The organism is Paenibacillus sinensis (assembly GCF_019904155.1).
Lineage (GTDB): Bacteria > Bacillota > Bacilli > Paenibacillales > Paenibacillaceae > Paenibacillus_AQ > Paenibacillus_AQ sinensis.
The window spans coordinates 128,850-145,755 of record NZ_JAHCMB010000241.1 but is presented as its reverse complement, the minus strand read 5'-3'; the positions used below and the strand labels follow the sequence as shown (position 1 = coordinate 145,755).

General features: G+C 59.4%; 13 protein-coding genes and 1 pseudogene. 7 read left to right on the top strand and 7 right to left on the bottom strand.

Annotation, left to right across the window (positions count from 1 at the left end):
* The first annotated feature begins 44 nt into the window (after window positions 1-44).
* Window positions 45-1,736 (top strand): PucR family transcriptional regulator, encoded by a 1,692-nt coding sequence (locus tag KIH86_RS29285; protein ID WP_223081388.1) that lies wholly within the window; start codon window positions 45-47, stop codon window positions 1,734-1,736.
* Here KIH86_RS29285 and KIH86_RS29280 read toward each other — a convergent pair.
* The 6 genes from KIH86_RS29280 to KIH86_RS29255 form a co-directional block, all read right to left on the bottom strand.
* Window positions 1,702-3,069 carry an aspartate aminotransferase family protein gene (locus KIH86_RS29280; protein WP_223081389.1) on the bottom strand — a complete coding sequence of 456 codons (1,368 nt, stop codon included), beginning with the start codon at window positions 3,067-3,069 and terminating at the stop codon, window positions 1,702-1,704. The genes KIH86_RS29285 and KIH86_RS29280 overlap by 35 nt on opposite strands.
* Window positions 3,070-3,137: 68 nt before the next feature.
* Window positions 3,138-4,601: a CoA-acylating methylmalonate-semialdehyde dehydrogenase gene (locus tag KIH86_RS29275; RefSeq protein WP_223081390.1), complete on the bottom strand. Its 1,464-nt coding sequence runs from the start codon at window positions 4,599-4,601 to the stop codon at window positions 3,138-3,140.
* Between the two features lie 90 nt (window positions 4,602-4,691).
* Window positions 4,692-5,810: an ABC transporter substrate-binding protein gene (locus KIH86_RS29270; RefSeq protein WP_223081391.1), complete on the bottom strand. Its 1,119-nt coding sequence runs from the start codon at window positions 5,808-5,810 to the stop codon at window positions 4,692-4,694.
* A gap of 183 nt (window positions 5,811-5,993) precedes the next feature.
* Complete coding sequence (locus KIH86_RS29265; RefSeq protein ID WP_235775685.1) at window positions 5,994-6,899, bottom strand: ABC transporter permease; 906 nt, start codon at window positions 6,897-6,899, stop codon at window positions 5,994-5,996.
* Window positions 6,896-7,708: an ABC transporter permease gene (locus KIH86_RS29260; RefSeq protein WP_223081392.1), complete on the bottom strand. Its 813-nt coding sequence runs from the start codon at window positions 7,706-7,708 to the stop codon at window positions 6,896-6,898. Before KIH86_RS29260 ends, KIH86_RS29265 begins: the two co-directional genes overlap by 4 nt.
* Window positions 7,709-7,712: 4 nt before the next feature.
* On the bottom strand, window positions 7,713-8,495 hold the full coding sequence (locus KIH86_RS29255) for an ABC transporter ATP-binding protein (RefSeq protein WP_223081393.1): 783 nt from the start codon (window positions 8,493-8,495) through the stop codon (window positions 7,713-7,715).
* Between the two features lie 194 nt (window positions 8,496-8,689).
* Here KIH86_RS29255 and KIH86_RS29250 point away from each other — a divergent pair, with 194 nt between their 5' ends.
* From KIH86_RS29250 to KIH86_RS29240, 3 genes are all read left to right on the top strand, one after another.
* Complete coding sequence (locus KIH86_RS29250) at window positions 8,690-10,465, top strand: histidine kinase N-terminal 7TM domain-containing diguanylate cyclase (RefSeq protein WP_262416315.1); 1,776 nt, start codon at window positions 8,690-8,692, stop codon at window positions 10,463-10,465.
* 237 nt (window positions 10,466-10,702) lie between these two features.
* On the top strand, window positions 10,703-11,554 hold the full coding sequence (locus tag KIH86_RS29245) for a DUF72 domain-containing protein (protein ID WP_223081395.1): 852 nt from the start codon (window positions 10,703-10,705) through the stop codon (window positions 11,552-11,554).
* A 63-nt stretch (window positions 11,555-11,617) separates the two neighbouring features.
* Entirely contained in the window at window positions 11,618-13,180 is a 1,563-nt protein-coding gene (locus KIH86_RS29240) for an alpha-amylase (protein ID WP_223081640.1), read from the top strand.
* Between the two features lie 260 nt (window positions 13,181-13,440).
* Here KIH86_RS29240 and KIH86_RS29235 read toward each other — a convergent pair whose 3' ends face one another.
* Entirely contained in the window at window positions 13,441-14,058 is a 618-nt protein-coding gene (locus KIH86_RS29235; protein WP_223081396.1) for a biotin transporter BioY, read from the bottom strand.
* A 219-nt stretch (window positions 14,059-14,277) separates the two neighbouring features.
* Here KIH86_RS29235 and KIH86_RS29230 point away from each other — a divergent pair, with 219 nt between their 5' ends.
* From KIH86_RS29230 to KIH86_RS29755, 3 genes and pseudogenes are all read left to right on the top strand, one after another.
* Window positions 14,278-15,102 carry an ATP-binding cassette domain-containing protein gene (locus KIH86_RS29230; RefSeq protein WP_223081397.1) on the top strand — a complete coding sequence of 275 codons (825 nt, stop codon included), beginning with the start codon at window positions 14,278-14,280 and terminating at the stop codon, window positions 15,100-15,102.
* Window positions 15,087-15,638: pseudogene (locus KIH86_RS30250) on the top strand (energy-coupling factor ABC transporter ATP-binding protein); the annotation flags it as partial. The gene KIH86_RS29230 and the pseudogene KIH86_RS30250, both read left to right, overlap by 16 nt.
* Before the next feature lie 111 nt (window positions 15,639-15,749).
* Window positions 15,750-16,805 carry an energy-coupling factor transporter transmembrane component T gene (locus tag KIH86_RS29755; RefSeq protein WP_235775683.1) on the top strand — a complete coding sequence of 352 codons (1,056 nt, stop codon included), beginning with the start codon at window positions 15,750-15,752 and terminating at the stop codon, window positions 16,803-16,805.
* Window positions 16,806-16,906: the final 101 nt, after the last annotated feature.

The following is a 16,906-nucleotide window of genomic DNA, read 5'->3' as shown; positions in this document are numbered from 1 at the left end:
TGTGAGAATGAATTGAGAACGGCTATTAGACAGGGAGGTAGAGTATGGACTGGGAGTTAGTATTCACCATTCGCGAAGCGCTGAAAAGACCCCTGTTCGCCGACGCCTCGGTTGTAGGGGGAGCCTCCGGCCTGGACCGCGCGATCCGCTGGGTTCATGTGCTGGAGACCCCCAACTTCGAGAGCATGATTCACGGCCAGGAAATGATTCTGACCACGGGAATCGGCATGAGCGCCGACCTCCCCGCCGCCCTTGAGTTTCTGGAATACCTGATCGAACGCAATGCCGCTTGCCTGTGCATTGAGCTTGGAACTTACTTTAGCGCCATCCCAGAGGAAATGATTGCTCTCGCGGACCGGCATGACTTCCCGCTCATCGTCTTTGACCGCACCGTTCGCTTCGTCGATATTACACTCGATCTGCACTCGCTGATCATCAACCGCCATCACCGCATGCTGGAGGAGCTGGAGAGCATCTCGCGCGAATTCCACCGGCTGACGCTGACCTCTCAAGGGACGGTCAAGGTGCTGCAGCTGCTGTCCAAGAGTACACGCACGCAGGTGCTCTACATGCAGCTTCAGGGCAAGCCGCAGTTCTTCCCGGCGCTTCCGCCGGAGGAACAGGGAGAACTGCTGCGCTTCTTCTCGGCATTCTACGAAGAGACGGACGCCGCACACCAGCCGGACGCCGCGCCCGCCTTCCGGGATTACAACGGCCGGACGGCCGTGATCAAGCCGGTGGGAGCCCTGGACCAGACGTGGGCGTATATCCTGATGCTCTGTCCCCACAAGCCGCAGGAATTCGACTGCCTGCTGCTCGATTCCGCCTCGCTGTCGATCGCGCAGGAGCTGCTGCGCACGCGCTATATGGAGGAGCGCAAGCTGTTCTCCGAGAATCTGTGGGTCGACGAGCTGATCAACGGGCGGATCGACGATGATAACCGGCTTAAGAGCCTGATCGGTCCGGACTTCGCCATCGTCAACGAGCTGCCCTACCGCGTATGCCTGATCGAGATCGAGAATCCCCGGAACGCAAAATGGAACAGCTCGGAGAACGAATGGGAATCGATAACGTTCCACCTTTCGCTCGTCCTGCGTTCCATTTTCGAGAAATATTCATTCCGGCCGCTCATCACGCTCAAGAATAACCGGCTGACCGTGATCGCGCTCGACATCCAGTCGAAGCAGCCCGGCCGCTCCCGGCTGCAGCAGGCGCTGGAATCGCTGAAGAATATACGCTCCGACGAGAAGCTGAAGGATCTCCAGCTCGTCGTCGGCGTCAGCAAGCGTCATACCCAGCTCCGCAATACACCCGCCGGTTACCGGGAAGCGGTACAGGCGCTGTCGCTCTATCCCTGTAACCAGCAGCCGATCCTGTTCTACGAGGAGCTTGGGGTGTTCCAGCTGCTGCTCGGCTTGAACGACGGCAAGACGCTGCAGAACTTCATCCGCACCTATCTTGGCCCGCTGATTGACCATGACCAGCAGAAGGGCAGCGAGCTGCTGCTCACCCTGCGCGTCTACCTCGATCATGACGGCTCCAAGCAGATCGCGGCCCGGAAGCTCTTCATCGTGCGGCAGTCGCTCTATTACCGGCTGGATAAAATCACCGAGCTGCTCGGCGAGGATTTCATGTCGCCGGAGAACCGGATTTCAATTCAGGTCGCCCTGCGCGCCTACCAGTTCCTGTACCCGGAGAAGCTTACTCTGCCCAACTCCCGATCATTACCTCTTTGAACGTATCCAGAATGAACTGGATATCTTCATCGGTCGAGGCAAGCGGAGGCGCAAATGTCAGCACATTGTTGTAGCCCGCTACGGTGTCGCCGTTCTTGCCGATGATCAGCCCTTTCGCCTTGCAGTCGGCAATAATTCCTTTGACCGTATCAAGCGGAGCCGGCGTCTTGGCCTCCTTGTCGGATACAAGCTCGATGCCGGTGATCAGGCCGAAGCTTCGGATATCGCCGACCAGCTTGTGACCTGCAAGCTCCGATAGCCCGGCGCTCAGGCGCTTGCCGAGAATATCGCCGCGTTCCACCAGCTTCTCCTGCTCCATCAGCTCCAGGTTGCGCAGCGCCAGCGCGCACGCCGCCGGGTTGCCGCCGAAGGTATTGATATGGCGGAAATAGCCGTAATCGTCGCTCTTGTCCTTGAACACCTCATAAATCTCCTTGCGGACCGCAGTGGCGGACAGCGGCAGATAAGCGCTCGTCATCCCTTTGGCCATCGTCACGATGTCCGGCTTCACGCCGAAATTATGATGGCCGAACCGCTGTCCCGAACGGCCGAAGCCGCAGATGACCTCGTCGATAATAAGGAGTACGCCATATTTCTTGCAGATTTCCTGAACCCGGTCCATGTAGAGCTGATGCGGCACGATAACGCCGCCGCCCGTAATGACCGGCTCCATAATAACGGCCGCGATCGTCTCGGCGCCTTCCCATACGATGGTGTCCTCGATCTGCTGCGCCATCAGAAGATTGAATTCCTCCACCGACTGGCCCGCCGGACGGCGGTAGCTGTCGGGAGGCGCCACATGCAGGAAGCCGCCGCTGAGCGGCTCGTATTTGTATTTCCGCTGGGCCTGACCGGTTGCGGACAGCGCACCGAAGGAGTTGCCGTGGTAGCCCCGGTAGCGCGCAATGAATTTGTGGCGGTAATGCTGGCCGATCTGCTGCTGATATTGGCGGACCATTTTGAAGGCCGTCTCGTTCGCCTCGGAGCCGCTGTTTGAGAAGAAGATCACGTATTCGTCGCCCAGCCACTCGTTCAGCTTCTCCGCCAGCAGAATCGCGGGCATATGGCTCTGTGTCAGCGGAAAATAAGGCAGCGACAGCAGCTGGTTATAGGCAGCCTCCGCCAGCTCCTTGCGGCCATAGCCAATGTTCACGCACCACAGCCCCGACATGCCGTCCAGATATTTCTTGCCGTCGATATCCGTAATCCAGGCCCCGCTGGCGGAAGCGGCGATCATCGGCGGGCTTGCTTCGCTGTATGGCGAAATATGATGCCACAGATATTTCCGGTCTTTGCTGATTGCGAGCTCGCTGTCCATTCCTGTATTGATCATGGGCTTGTGTCCCCTCTCAAGCCTTGCGGCCTTTTATTTTTTATTTAAAGAATTGAATTAACAGCGGATCAATAGCGGGCGGTCACCATTTTTTTGCGTGTATAAAATTCCACGCCGTCGCGTCCGTTGGCATGCAAATCGCCATAGAACGATTTCTTGTAGCCGGAGAACGGGAAGAACGCCATCGGCGCGGGAACGCCCAGGTTAATGCCCAGCATCCCGGCGTCAATCTCCTCCCGGAATTCGCGGACCGCCTTGGCGCTGTCCGTGTAGAGGCAGGCCCCGTTGGCGAACGGCGACTGGTTCGTTACAGCGATGGCCTCGGACAGATCCTTGACCCGGATCACAGCCAGCACCGGCGCAAAGATTTCATCCTGCCAAATCTTCATGCCAGGCTTCACATGATCGAAGATCGTCGGACCGATGAAGAAGCCATCGCCGCCACTGGCGGCGTCCAGCCTTCCGTCCCGCACAAGCTTCGCGCTCTCCAGCTCACCGGCCTCGATATAGGAGACGGTACGCTCTTTGTTCGACTGGCGGATGACCGGTCCCAGGAAGACATCCGGCTTCGAGCCGTCGCCGATCTTGATCTCATCAGCGGCGGCGGTCAGACGAGCCACCAATTCATCGGCAATTGCCTCGTGGACGACGACGACCGAGCAGGCCATGCAGCGCTCGCCCGCCGAGCCGAAGGCAGCGGCCGTAATATTCTTGACCGCGCCGTCCAGATCGGCGTCCGGCAGCACGATGGAATGGTTCTTGGCGCCGGCCAGCGCCTGAACTCTTTTGCCATGAGCGGAACCGGTCTTGTAGACATGCTCCGCCACAGGCTGGGAGCCGACGAACGAGATCGCCTTGATCTCTTCATGCTCCAGCATCCCGTTCACAATCTCATGCGCGCCGTTCACGATGTTCAGCACGCCGGGAGGGAAGCCGGACTCGGCGAACAGTTCGGCCAACCGGTTCATCAGGAGCGGCGTCCGCTCGGACGGCTTCAGGATGAACGTATTGCCGCAGGCGATGGCCAGGGGAAACATCCAGCACGGCACCATCATCGGGAAGTTGAACGGGGCGATGCCGCCGACTACGCCGAGCGGGTAACGGTACATGCCCGATTCGATGCCCGTGGCGATATCAGGCAGCTGGCTGCCCATCATGAGGGTTGGCGCGCCCGCTGCGAATTCCACGCACTCGACGCCGCGCTGCACCTCGCCGCGCGCTTCCTCCAGGCTCTTGCCATTCTCCAGCGTAATGAGAGCCGCCAATTCCTCCGCATGCTTCAGCAGCAGCTGCTGATAGTCGAAGAAGTAGCGGGCGCGCCGGGGGACGGGAACTCTTTTCCACGATGTATACGCTTTCCCGGCCGCTTCCACCGCAGCATCAAGTTCCTCCCGGCTCGACAAAGGCACATAAGCGATCACTTCGCCCGTCGCGGGATTGAACACCTCTTCCTCCCGTCCCGAAGCCGACTCCACCCACTCTCCATTGATGAAATTCTTCACTTTCCCGGTTGGTCTGGCCAGCAGAGACATGCGAGAAGCACCTCTTTTCAGTAAAATCGCTCCGCCGGGCGGTCAGCGTGTGCAAGCTGGGGCGCGGCGGCGGAGCGGCTTGTATGCGGCTTATTTTTTCGAAGCCATATCCATGATTTCGTTCGTGTAGGCTATGGTAAGATCCGGTTCTTCCTTGATAACGCCGAACTTCTTGGCGATGTCAGCCGTCTGCTTGAATGCAGCGTCATCCGTGTAGCCCAGCTTGGAGAGGTCGAAGCCTTCCGGCTGGATCAGCTTGGCGACTTCCTCCATCATCTTCAGCTGATGATCTTTGGTCGTGCTGCCGGATTCGGCCTGTTCCATTACGATGTCAACGGCTTCCGACGGATTCGCGATTGCATCCTGCCAGCCTTTGAGGGACGCGCGGACGAATTTGGCTGCCGTCTCTTTATTCGCTTCCAGCCATTCGCTGTTCGCGAACAGATTGTCCTCCAGCATTGCCACGCCCTCGTCGTTCATGTCGATGACATTCAGCTCTTCAGGCTTGATGCCGGACTCCAGCACAACCTGATATTCGTTGTACGTCATGGCCGATGCGGCATCCAGCTCGCCGCCCAGGAACTGGTCCATCGTGAAGCCCTGCTTCGTGAACTTGATGTCCTTGTTGGAATCGAGCTTGTATTTGTCGAACAGCGCCAGCAGCTCGAACTCATTGCCGCCCATCCAGTTGCCGACGCGCTTGCCCTTCAGATCGGCCGGGCTATTGATGTTGGCCGACTTCTTGGATACGAGCACAAGACCGCTCTTCTGATAAATCTGCGCGATTTGGATCAGCGGCATGCCCTGCTCCTGGCTCGTCAGCAGACTCGCTACCCAGTCGACGCCGATATCGGCGGAACCGCCGGCTACCTGCTGCTCCGGCACGATGTCCGGGCCGCCCGGCAGAATGGAGACGTCCAGACCTTCATCCTTGTAGTAGCCTTTCTTGAGCGCGACATAATAGCCGGCGAACTGAGCTTGAGGCACCCATTTCAGCTGCAGCTTCACCGGAACCGGATCGCCTGCCGGAGCTTCGCTTGCCGCCGGAGCTGCCGATGCGGCTGTTCCGCTTCCGGAAGAAGCCGCCGGCTCGCTCGCCGAAGCCGAATTCCCGTTATTGTTGCCTCCGCAGGCCGCCAGCATGGACATCACCAGCGCCATAACCGCCATCAACAGCACACCGCGAAACATTCTCTTGTTACCCTTCATCAAACTGATTCCCCCTACCCGTTTTTTTGATTTCCTTTGAAGTGATGAATGTCAGGAACTGTGCTGTACTCCCATTGGTGCGCTGTATGCCAACGGCCGCAGCGTTGCCCTGTAGGATACCAAGGCTTCGCCAAGGCGGCCGGTTGAGCCGGTTAACGGTTATACATAATGAAGATTTTTAGTTTAGGCCCGCCGCGAAGGATGCCAACGGATGAACACCTTCTCCAGCCGCTCCACCACGAGGTAGAACACAACACCGGCGATGGCCGCCAATACGATGCAGGACCAGCCGAGCGGCATTTTGGCGACCTTGATCGAGTTGGAGAGCAGATACCCCAGCCCCCGCGAGGAGAAGAAAAATTCGCCGACGATCGCGCCGATCATGCTGGCGGTCGCGTTGATCTTCAATGCGGTGAAGACATGCGGCAAGCTGTTCTTGATCCGCAGATGGCGGAACACCGCCGATTTCGGCGCGGCGTATGAATGCATCAGATCCAGCGCCAGCGGGTCGATCGCAGCCATGCCTTTGTAGGCGTTGATGGCCATGGCGGCCATAGTTGTCGCCGTTACAATGGCGATCCGCGATCCCAGCCCGTCGCCGAACCAAAGGTTCATGATCGGCGCCAGCGCCACGATCGGAACGGCATTCAGCGCGGCGACCAGCGTCAGGCTGCCGCCGCCCCATCTCGGCCAGGCCGTGGCGGTCAGCGCGATGATGAAGCCAAGCAGGGAGCCGGCCAGCATGCCGAGCACCGCTTCGGAGAGCGTGTAGCCCGTATAGGAGAGAAGCAGACTCATATTGTCGCCCATCGCCTCCCAGATTGCAGAAGGCAGCGGAAGCTGATATTTCTTGAGGTCGAATATTTTGTGGAACACCTGCAATTCCCACAGCGCCAGAAACAGCACGCCAGCGAGAATCGGCAGCAGAACACGCAGTACAGGAGCCGTGCGCGAGCGCCGGCGCGGCTTGTTCGAGGACGCCGGCGCCGAAGCCGGGGCAGACTTGGCTTCGGCGGCTGCCCGCGTTCCGCCCTCCTGCCCGTGAGGCGAGACGAATGAAACCTCCGGAGCGGTATTGCCTTCCATCATCGGCTGCCTCCTTTCGGCCGGAATTCAGGCTGCCAGGGAGCGACAAGACGCTCAATGAGGCTCATCAGCCCGTAGCTGGCCATTCCGAGAAATGCGCCGACCAGAATCGTCGACCAGAACATATACGTATGGGAAGGACCGTAATAGAGATTGCGGAGCATAATGACGCCAATGCCGTGCTGGGCTCCCATCAGCTCAACCAGAATCGCGCCGGTTACCGCCAGCGGAGCCGCAATCTTCAGCCCGCTGAATAATCCCGGAACAGCGGCGGGCAGCCGGAGCTTCCAGTAGACGGCCCACGGTTTGGCTGCGTAGGAGTGCATCAGCTCCAGAGCAGAGAGATCGACGCTGCGCAGCCCGCGCAGCATATTAAGCGCTACAGGGAAGAACGTGATATATCCGGAAATGATAATCCGCGAAACCTGCTCGTCGCGCACGATGCCGTAGATAATCGGCGCAAGGCCGAGAATCGGGATCATCTGCGAAGCGACGGCGTACGGGAAGGTCAGCTGCTCGATCGTCTTCGAGACGCTCATCAGCACCGCGAGCAGGACGCCGGCAGCAGCGCCGAGGAGAAAGCCGACAGCCGCATTGCCGAAGGTCGCAGCCCCTTCCTTCAGCAGCGTGCCTCCGTACTGAAAGAGGGTAGAGACCACCTCATGCACGTAGGGCAGCTTCGATTGGGCGAGCGGCGCGTGCGCGACATTCAGCAGTACCCAGGACAGAACCTCCCAGAGAATCAGCAGCCCGGCTACCCATACCAGCAGCGGAAGCAGCCGCCCTTTGACCAGCATGCCGTTACCTTTCATAGCGTTACACTCCCTCGAAGCTGTCGCGAATGCCCGCGATCAGATCAAAAAATTTCGGGCTGTTCCGCATTTCGGCTGTCCGCGGACGGGGGAGCGGGATGTCGACGATTGCCGACAGGCGTCCGGGATGCGGAGACAGGACGAATACCCGGTCGGACAGGAAGATCGATTCCGGAATGCTGTGCGTGACGAACACGACTGTACTGCCCACCTTGCTCCATACGGAGAGAAGCTCTTCATTAAGGCGCTCTCGCGTGAACTCGTCGAGTGCCGAGAACGGTTCATCCATAAGCAGAATTTCCGGCTCCATGGAGAGCGCCCGCGCGATGGCTACACGCTGCTGCATGCCGCCGCTAAGCTGCCAGGGATACTTGTCGGCGAATCCCGTAAGCCCCACCAGCTCCAGCAGTTCCAGCGCCTTCTCGTCCCGGCGCGCCTTCTTGACGCCCATCAGCTCCAGCGGCAGCGTAATGTTGTCCTTGACCTTTCGCCAGTCGTACAGAACGGGGCTCTGGAAGACGATGCCGTACTTCTGGGCAAGCCGGGCTTCCTTGGCGCTCTTGCCGGCTACCGTCACCCGTCCTCCCGTCGGCTCGATCAGATCCGCCATCAATCTCAGCAGCGTCGTCTTGCCGCAGCCGGACGGGCCGAGCAGCGAGACAAACTCTCCCTTGGCAATATCGAGACTTACCTGGTGCAGAGCGAGAACCTCCGCCGTATCCGTCTGATAGCGCATCTCCACATTCTCCAATTGGATCTCAGGAACTCTTGTCGCAATAAGTGACATCTCCACTCCCCCTATTCCTGAATTTTTTGTATTGATGTCATGTTAAGTGACGTAAAATCATTATTTTCGCGAAACCTCCAAATCCGATGTAGCTTTAACTAACATGTTACACTGACCCCCTTTCACGGGCACTAGACAAAAAGTAAAATAGCTGTGCAGAAATTCCGTCATTTTGTCCAGCCTCTTTCGATTTATTGTCAAAAAGCGGGCTGTCTGCCGATATATCCAGTAAAGATGCATGTCAGCCCAAGGCTTGCCGCTTCCGCTACCAAAAGCCGGGAAGACCGGACGGACCCGCCCGTCCCGGCTTTTGTCCGCAACTTGCCCTTTACGAAAGGAGGCGCCTATTCATCGGCACTTTTATTTCCACATATATTGTCATCGTAGCCATATCGGGCGTCCTAAACGTGCTGCTGGCCCTCTTCGCCTACTTCAAGGATACGGACTTCTCCGGCATCAAGGCGTTTATCGTCAGCTCTTGCGCATCGGCCATCTATACCTTCGCCTTCGCCTTTGAGCTGTCGAGCGGCTCGCTGTCGCAAATCAGCCTGTGGACCAAGGTCGAATATATCGGGATGCCTTTTATCGCGCCTTCAAGCCTGTTGATGGTGCTTCATTTTGTAGGAATGGACAGGCTGATTACCAAATCGCGGCTAATCTGGCTCTATTCCATCCCCTGCATGACGACGGCGCTCGTCTGGACCAACGACTACCATCATCTGTTCTACCAGTCCTTGTATTTGCGGACCGACTCACCGGCCCCGCTGGCCGATATCGTCATGGGTCCGGCTTACATCGTTCACGGCAGCTTCACCTTCGGATGCCTGCTGGCCGGAACCGTAGTCATGCTGTATCAGTGGAACCGCATGAAGCAGGTGTACCGCCGCCAGCTCGTGACGCTGCTGCTCGGCCTGTTCCTGCCGACGCTCGGCGCCTTTCTCTATCTGATCGGCCTGTCTCCTTACAATATGGACCCGGTGCCGATCATCATGAGCGTCACCTCCACCCTGTATATTTGGGCCATTCTGTCGAGGGGGATGCTGACGGCGGCGCCGATTGCGCGCGGCAGTCTGTTCGAGAGCATGCGCGACGGCGTTCTCGTCATGGACCGCTCCGACCGGCTGATCGACTATAATCCGGCCGCGGCGGGCATGATCAGCGGGCTTGATTCTTCCTACGTCGGCCATCCGCTCATCCGCCTGTTTCTGACAGCCGGCAAAGACGCGGTCGCCTATGTGATGGAGGCGGACCCCCTGGTCCAGGAGGAACGGGAGCTGGAATGGGAGAAGGGCGGCGACATCTGCTACTATGAAATTCGCTCTTCGCCCGTCCGCAAGCGGGGCGGCCAGATCGCCGGACGGATGATTATGCTCATCGACGTAACGGAACGCAAGCGGATGCAGGACAAGCTGCGGCAGCTTGCGACAACGGACAGCCTTACCGGTATATGTAATCGCCTCCATTTTATGGAGCGAAGCGCCCGGGAGCTTGAACGCCGCAACGCCGAAGGCGGCAATCTCTCCCTGGCGCTCTTCGACGTCGATCACTTCAAGAGCATCAACGACCGCTACGGCCACAGCTGCGGCGATACGGCGCTCCGCCATATTACAGATGTCTGCCGGGGCCTTCTTCGCCAAGGCGACATCTTCGGCCGCTATGGCGGCGAGGAATTCGTGCTATGCCTTCCGGATACGTCATTGGAGGAAGCGGCCAAGCTGGCCGATGCCCTTCGGGCGGCAGTCGAAGCGGAAGGTCTGCTGCTGCCTCAGGGACGGATCAGCGTAACCGTAAGCTTCGGCGTCGCCTTCGCGGAGCCGGGGCACCCGCTTGAGGAGCTGCTGAAGGAAGCGGATCATGCGCTGTACGCATCCAAACGGAGCGGACGCAACTCGGTACATCTTGCCGGAGAGCATGGTCTTGTCCGGTTCCCTGACAGCAATGCGGCCTATGCCAAGGCGGCAACCGAGTAGAGCCGGTATGCGCAAGACCGTCTTCCGAACGGGAAGGCGGTCTTTGCTGTTGGCGGTCTTTGCTCTGGGCGGATATACGCCATACCTAAAGCCGTAGTGATCCATTTCCCCCGGTATGGCCTGCGGAGGCAACATGCAGAGGCCTGTTTGCTCTCTCCCCTTTTACGTTTAAATAGGGATATGCAGGTAATGTTCGAGGAACTTTATGCCAAGAATAGGAAAAAGGAGGGGGAGCCCATGATCAAGATCGGTCTGACGGGATTCGGCGATCACGAAGAACTGTACGGCAAGGTGAGGCCCGAAGGCCGCCTGCCCGCATACAGCTCGCATTTTTCAATCGTGGAGATCGACAGCTCCTTCTATGCCGTTCAGCCGGTCAAGAACTTCGTGAAATGGGTTAGCCAGACGCCCGAGGGCTTCGGATTCATCGTCAAGGCTTACCAGGGCATGACCGGGCATCTGCGGGGCAAAACCAATTATTTCGATACGGCCGAGGACATGTTCCAGGCGTTTCATACTTCAATCGAACCGGCTATTGAAGCCGGCAAGCTGACGATGACGCTTTTTCAATACCCGCCGTGGTTCGACTGCACGAAAGAGAATGTGGATATGCTCCGTGAAACGAAAGAACGCATGAAGGATGTTCCTTGCGCGCTTGAATTCCGCAATTCCACCTGGTACAGTCCGCAGTACCGCGATCGAACGCTTGAATTTATGAAAAAAGAGGGCTGGATTCATACCGTCGTCGATGAACCCCAGGCCGGAATCGGCTCCATCCCGATCGTGGCGGTCGCCACCTCGGAGGAAGCCACCTATGTGCGCATGCACGGCCGCAATACCAAGGGCTGGCAGCAGAGCAGTCATCCCGACTGGCGGAAGCTGCGCTATCTGTACCGGTACAATACGGAAGAGCTGACGGAATGGCGGGAACGCCTGAGGGAGCTTGAGCGCGGGTCGCGGAATGTCTACGTGGTATTCAACAACAACTCGGCCGGCGACGCCACCCCCAACGCCAAGGAGCTTCAGAGTCTTCTCGGCGAGGAAGACGGCGGACTTGCCCCACTCCAGCTGGATCTGTTCAGCCCATAACCCGATATGATCGACATATTAATCAGCTGTGAATTTCAATTACGAAGCAGGGGGCGAACCATGATGAAGCGGAATCATACGATGATGCAGTTCTTCGAGTGGCATGTGGCCGCCGACGGCGAGCACTGGAAGCGGCTAGCGAAGCTCGCGCCCGAGCTGAAAAGCGCCGGAATCGATTCGGTATGGGTGCCGCCTGTAACCAAAGCGCTGTCTGTGGAGGAAACCGGGTACGGGGTCTACGATCTGTACGATCTGGGCGAGTTCGACCAAAAAGGCACTGTGCGTACCAAATATGGAACCAAGCAGGAATTGATCGACGCAATCGTCGAATGTCAACGGCAAGGAATCGCCGTATACGTCGATCTGGTGATGAATCATAAGGCCGGGGCCGATGAGACGGAGGTCTTCAGGGTGGTCGAGGTCGATCGGAACAACCGGCTTCAGGTCATCTCGGAGCCGTTTGAAATCGAAGGCTGGACCAAGTTCACTTTCCCCGGAAGAGGCGATACGTACTCTGCCTTCAAATGGAATTTCGAGCATTTTAACGGCACCGATTACGACGCCAGGGTAGGAAGAACCGGAATCTACAAGATTATCGGGGAGAACAAGGATTGGAACCAGAACGTAGACGGTGAATTCGGGAACTACGATTACCTGATGTTCGCCAATATCGATTACGGTCATCCGGTTGTCCGCGAAGAGATGCTGGAATGGGGAAAATGGCTGGTCGATACGCTCCAGTGCAGCGGATACCGGCTTGACGCCATCAAGCATATCAATCATGAGTTCATCCGGGAATTTGCAGCCGAAATGGCCCATAAGCGCGGCGAAGACTTCTATATAGTAGGGGAATTCTGGAATTCGGATCTTCAAGCGACCCGAAACTTCCTGGACACGGTAGATTATCAAATCGATCTGTTCGACGTCGCCCTGCACTACAAATTCCATGCGGCTTCGCTGGCGGGCCGGAATTTCAATCTGAGCACCATTTTCAATGACACGCTCGTTCAGACCCACCCGACCCACGCCGTCACCTTCGTCGACAACCACGACTCCCAGCCCCATGAATCGCTGGAGTCCTGGGTCGGCGACTGGTTCAAGCCCAGCGCGTATGCGCTGATTCTGCTCCGGCAGGACGGTTATCCCGTCGTCTTCTACGGCGACTATTACGGCATCGGCGGGCCGACGCCCGTTCCGGGCAAGCGCGAAATCATCGATCGCCTGCTGTGCGCGAGGTACTATAGAGCTTACGGTGAGCAGAATGACTATTTCGACCACCCCAATACGATCGGCTGGGTGAGACGCGGAACGGAGGAAGCCCCCGGCTCCGGATGCGCAGTTGTCGTCTCGAACGGCGACAATGGCGAGAAGCGCATGTTCGTCGGGAAGGAACGCGCCGGACAGACCTGGAGCGATCTGACGCTGGGCCGCAAGGAGACGGTCAAGATCGGTGAAGACGGCTGGGCTGTCTTCCCTGTAAGCGGCGGCGGAGTGTCCGTCTGGTGTCTCCCGGTGGACCCGTCGGGCGAGAAAGAAGAGGCTTTAGCGGTCAACACACGTAATCACGCACAAAATAACACGCATAATGATATAGCTGCCTGCAAGGGAGCAGGCAGTCGGGAGTAAGCCGAAGCGTTATGCAGAATAACAGCAACAGGATCAAGGAGAATGCCTGCCCGCGGCTTGCGGACGCGGGCATTTGCGAGATACAAACCAGCGCTTGACCTGATCCCGGATCTAATCCCAGGACAGACCCTGTCGCAATTGGAGGATTCAGTGAGGCACGCAGCTATCCAAATGAGATATTTGCTATTCTTGAACAAAGCCCCGTCCCTTCGCATTCTGTAATGCGGAAGGGACGGGGCTTTCGGGTGTGATTGATGATATTATTGACCTTTCACGGCAGAGGAATCGCTGCCGGACCAAGCGGAGGCCTTCCGGCTGCCCACAATCCGTTCGATCGGATATACTTTCCATACACCGGCGGCGACCGAAGCGCACAAAGCCGCTTTCAGGAAATCGCCCGGCAGGAACGGCAGCATGCCGGCAACCAGTGCCTTATAGAGCGTATCGAGGGAAGGCACCGAATGAGCCAGCCAGGCCACGCCGGCCGGATACACCAGCAGAGAGCCGAAAACAATATTCACAATAAGGAGCTTCGCGAACGTATACCGGCTCTGCGTCATCCGCTGGGCGAACCACCCGATCAGAGCGGCCGCAAAGGGCCAGGACCAAATGAAGCCCGCCGTTGGCCCGACGAGAACGGAAATGCCGCCTCTTCCGGCCAGAACAGGAAATCCGGCTGCTGTCAGCCCGAGAACGATCAGGACGGCAAGCGCTCCGTATCTGGCGCCAAGGATGGAGCCGGCCAGCATGACGGCCAGCGTCTGCAGCGTGATCGGCACGGTCGAGAACGGAAGATTCACCTTCATGGAGCTTAGAGCGATCATGACGCCCGCGAAGAGCGCGCTGAAAATCAGCCCGCGCAGGGACCATTTATTCATCGTGCATGTTCCTCCATTTCTTCTTGGTTCTAGTAGGTGTAACATGTACCCGAACCAATATACCATCCGTACCGCAATACATCAATGCGTTAATTTGATATAATCGGGGTTGCACGCCTGCGATGTCCTATGGACAGCGCGCGTTCTCCTTAACTAAATTATGTAAAATATGAATCTATTAAACGCGATAACCCATTCCGGAAAGAGAGTCGAACCGTTATGATTCATGCCAGCGGCCTGAGCCTGTCCCTCCGGGACGGCCAGCGTGTTCTGCCTGTGCTTCACGATATCGATTTGCATATAGAAAAAGGAGAGTGGGTAAGTGTAACCGGGGCGAACGGGAGCGGAAAATCCAGCCTTGTCCGCATTCTGAACGGGCTGCTTCTCCCTACTGCCGGCGAGGTCGCGACGAACGGCCTCGATCTGCGTTCCCCCCGCAACCGGAGGCTGGTCAAGCAGATGGTTCAGACCGTCTTTCAGAACCCTCTGTCCCAGACGATCGGATCGACTCCTGAGGAAGATGTCGCCTTCGGCCTGGAGAACCGGGGGATTCCCGGAGGGGAGATGCGTCTGTCGGTAACACGGGCACTGAAGCTGGCAGGCCTTGAGGACAAGGCCGCCATACCCGTGGAGGAGCTGTCGGGCGGAGAGCGGCAGCGGCTGGCGATCGCCTGCTGCATGGCGCTGGAGCCGGAGCTGCTGATCTTCGACGAGGCGACCTCCATGCTGGACCCTCTCTCCCGGGACCGCATCTTCGCACTCGCACGGGATCTCTGGAAGAAAGGCGTTACCGTTCTGTGGGTGACGCAGCGGATGGAAGAGCTGGCAGCCGGTGAACGGGCGCTCGTGCTGGAGCAGGGCCGGCTTCTGTACGACGGCAGCCCCCGCGGCCTCTTCTACGGCTCCGGGCTGCCGGCAGAGCTTGGCTGGGAGGACCCGCCTGCCGTGGCGGTCGGACGGGTTATGCAGGACGGCGGCTGGCCGCAAGAACAGCTCCCGCTGACTGAGCGCGAACTGGAGGAAGCCCTATGCCGGTTCAGCTAACCGCCGTATCCTATCGCTACGGCCCCCTCCCCGCCCTGACGGATATTGACCTGGAGCTTCCGAAAGGCAGCCTGACGGTGCTGTGCGGCATGACAGGAAGCGGCAAATCGACTCTGCTGCGCCTGCTGGCCGGACTTGCCGAGCCTTCCGGCGGCACAATCGCTTATTCGGAGGAGGCCTCCTCCCCTTCCGTCACTATCGTCTTTCAGCATCCCGAGAGCCAGCTGTTCGGCGGAACGGTGCTGAAAGACGTCGAGTACGGCCTGGAGCAGTCCGGCATCCGGCAGCCGCAGCGGAGCCTCGAGGCAGAGCGGGCGCTCAGCCAGGCCGGCCTTGCGCCGGACAGCTATGGCCCGCGCTCGCCCTATCTGCTGAGCGGCGGCGAGAAGCGCCGCGTGTGCATCGCCGGGGCGCTCGCTCCGAGGCCGTCCCTGCTGCTGCTGGACGAGCCGACGGCCGGCCTTGATCCGCAGGCTGCGCGGGGCCTGCTCGAAACCGTGCGCGAGCTCCGCGAGGCTGGCTACACCATCGTGGCTGCCACCCACGATCTGGACGCCTTCATGCCGCTCGCGGACCAGGCCGCCGTCCTGGCGCAGGGACGGCTTCGCTACGCCGGCCCGCCCGCCGGCTTGTGGGAAGAGCCCCGCGTGCTCGAAGACGCGGGGCTTGCCCCTCCGGCCTATATCCGGATCGGCCGGATGCTGATGGAGCGCGGGCTGCTGGACGCGCTGCCCGCGAGCACTGCCGGGCTGCCGGACGCGCTTGCGGGCCGGCTGGCCTATCCCGGGGACGGCGCGAAGCGTCCCCGGGACGCCGCGGCGGCACCGCTTGGCGCGCCGCCGCCCGGCGGGAGCGCGTCCGGAGGCGGCGGACGCGCGATGCTCCCGGACGCGGCAGATGCGTCCGGGCAGCCCGCCGGCGGTCTGGACAAGCCGGCGGTCAGGCCGATGACCGGGGCCAAGGTCCGGTCGCTGGACCCCCGCGTCAAGTGGCTGGCCATGGCGCTGGGGTCGCTAGTCCTTCTGGGCATGAAGGACTTCCTCCCGCTCATCCTCGCCGCTCTGATGACCGGGGCGCTGCTGGCCGCAGGGGGGATCTCGCGGAAGCGGGCCCGCTGGTTCTACCGGCCGTTCCTGCCCATGTTCCTGCTGCTGTGGCTGCTGTCCGCCTTCTATTGGAGCACATCCTCCGGCAGTCTGGCCTTCTCGGCGGAGGGCGCCGAGAAGGGCGGCCTCGCTGTGCTGAAGCTCCTGCTGCTTATGTCGCTCGGCTTTATCTTCACGGAGACGACGTCAGGCGCCCCGCTGCGGGAAGGGCTGGAGTGGGTCATCTCCCCGCTGCGCAGATTCGGCGTCCGTACTCGGAATTGGTCGCTGGCCGTATCCGTCACGCTTCAGTTCGTACCCTGGGTGCTCGGGACTGTGGATGAACTTCGCCTTGCACTGGCTTCGCGGGGAGGGCGCAAGCGGCGCGGACCGGCGCGGTGGACGCCAAGACGGCTCTCGTTGATGGCCGTTCCTCTTGTGCTGCAGGTCATTACCATGGGCGATGAGCTGTCCACCGCCATCGAGGCAAGAGGCTATGATCCGGACAAGCCCCGCACTCCCTGGCTTCAGCTGAAATGGCGGCGGAAAGACACGCTCGCCCTGATCATCGTACTGCTCGCCGCAGCGCTGTTGTACGGCATATCCCTGTACGGGTAAGCTCTCCCTCTGTCTTCAAGCCTCACGGCAAAAAGCCTGCCCGGACCCAAAGTCCAGGCAGGCTTCATGTCATCATACGGCTCCCCACCATACATCTCCCG

What these genes read in the sequence shown, in the direction of transcription:
- KIH86_RS29285 (WP_223081388.1), top strand. Translation starts at nt 45, where the DNA reads ATGGACTGGGAGTTAGTATTCACCATTCGCGAAGCGCTGAAAAGACCC.
- KIH86_RS29280 (WP_223081389.1), bottom strand. Translation starts at nt 3,069, where the DNA reads ATGATCAATACAGGAATGGACAGCGAGCTCGCAATCAGCAAAGACCGG.
- KIH86_RS29275 (WP_223081390.1), bottom strand. Translation starts at nt 4,601, where the DNA reads ATGTCTCTGCTGGCCAGACCAACCGGGAAAGTGAAGAATTTCATCAAT.
- KIH86_RS29270 (WP_223081391.1), bottom strand. Translation starts at nt 5,810, where the DNA reads ATGAAGGGTAACAAGAGAATGTTTCGCGGTGTGCTGTTGATGGCGGTT.
- KIH86_RS29265 (WP_235775685.1), bottom strand. Translation starts at nt 6,899, where the DNA reads ATGATGGAAGGCAATACCGCTCCGGAGGTTTCATTCGTCTCGCCTCAC.
- KIH86_RS29260 (WP_223081392.1), bottom strand. Translation starts at nt 7,708, where the DNA reads ATGAAAGGTAACGGCATGCTGGTCAAAGGGCGGCTGCTTCCGCTGCTG.
- KIH86_RS29255 (WP_223081393.1), bottom strand. Translation starts at nt 8,495, where the DNA reads ATGTCACTTATTGCGACAAGAGTTCCTGAGATCCAATTGGAGAATGTG.
- KIH86_RS29245 (WP_223081395.1), top strand. Translation starts at nt 10,703, where the DNA reads ATGATCAAGATCGGTCTGACGGGATTCGGCGATCACGAAGAACTGTAC.
- KIH86_RS29240 (WP_223081640.1), top strand. Translation starts at nt 11,618, where the DNA reads ATGAAGCGGAATCATACGATGATGCAGTTCTTCGAGTGGCATGTGGCC.
- KIH86_RS29235 (WP_223081396.1), bottom strand. Translation starts at nt 14,058, where the DNA reads ATGAATAAATGGTCCCTGCGCGGGCTGATTTTCAGCGCGCTCTTCGCG.
- KIH86_RS29230 (WP_223081397.1), top strand. Translation starts at nt 14,278, where the DNA reads ATGATTCATGCCAGCGGCCTGAGCCTGTCCCTCCGGGACGGCCAGCGT.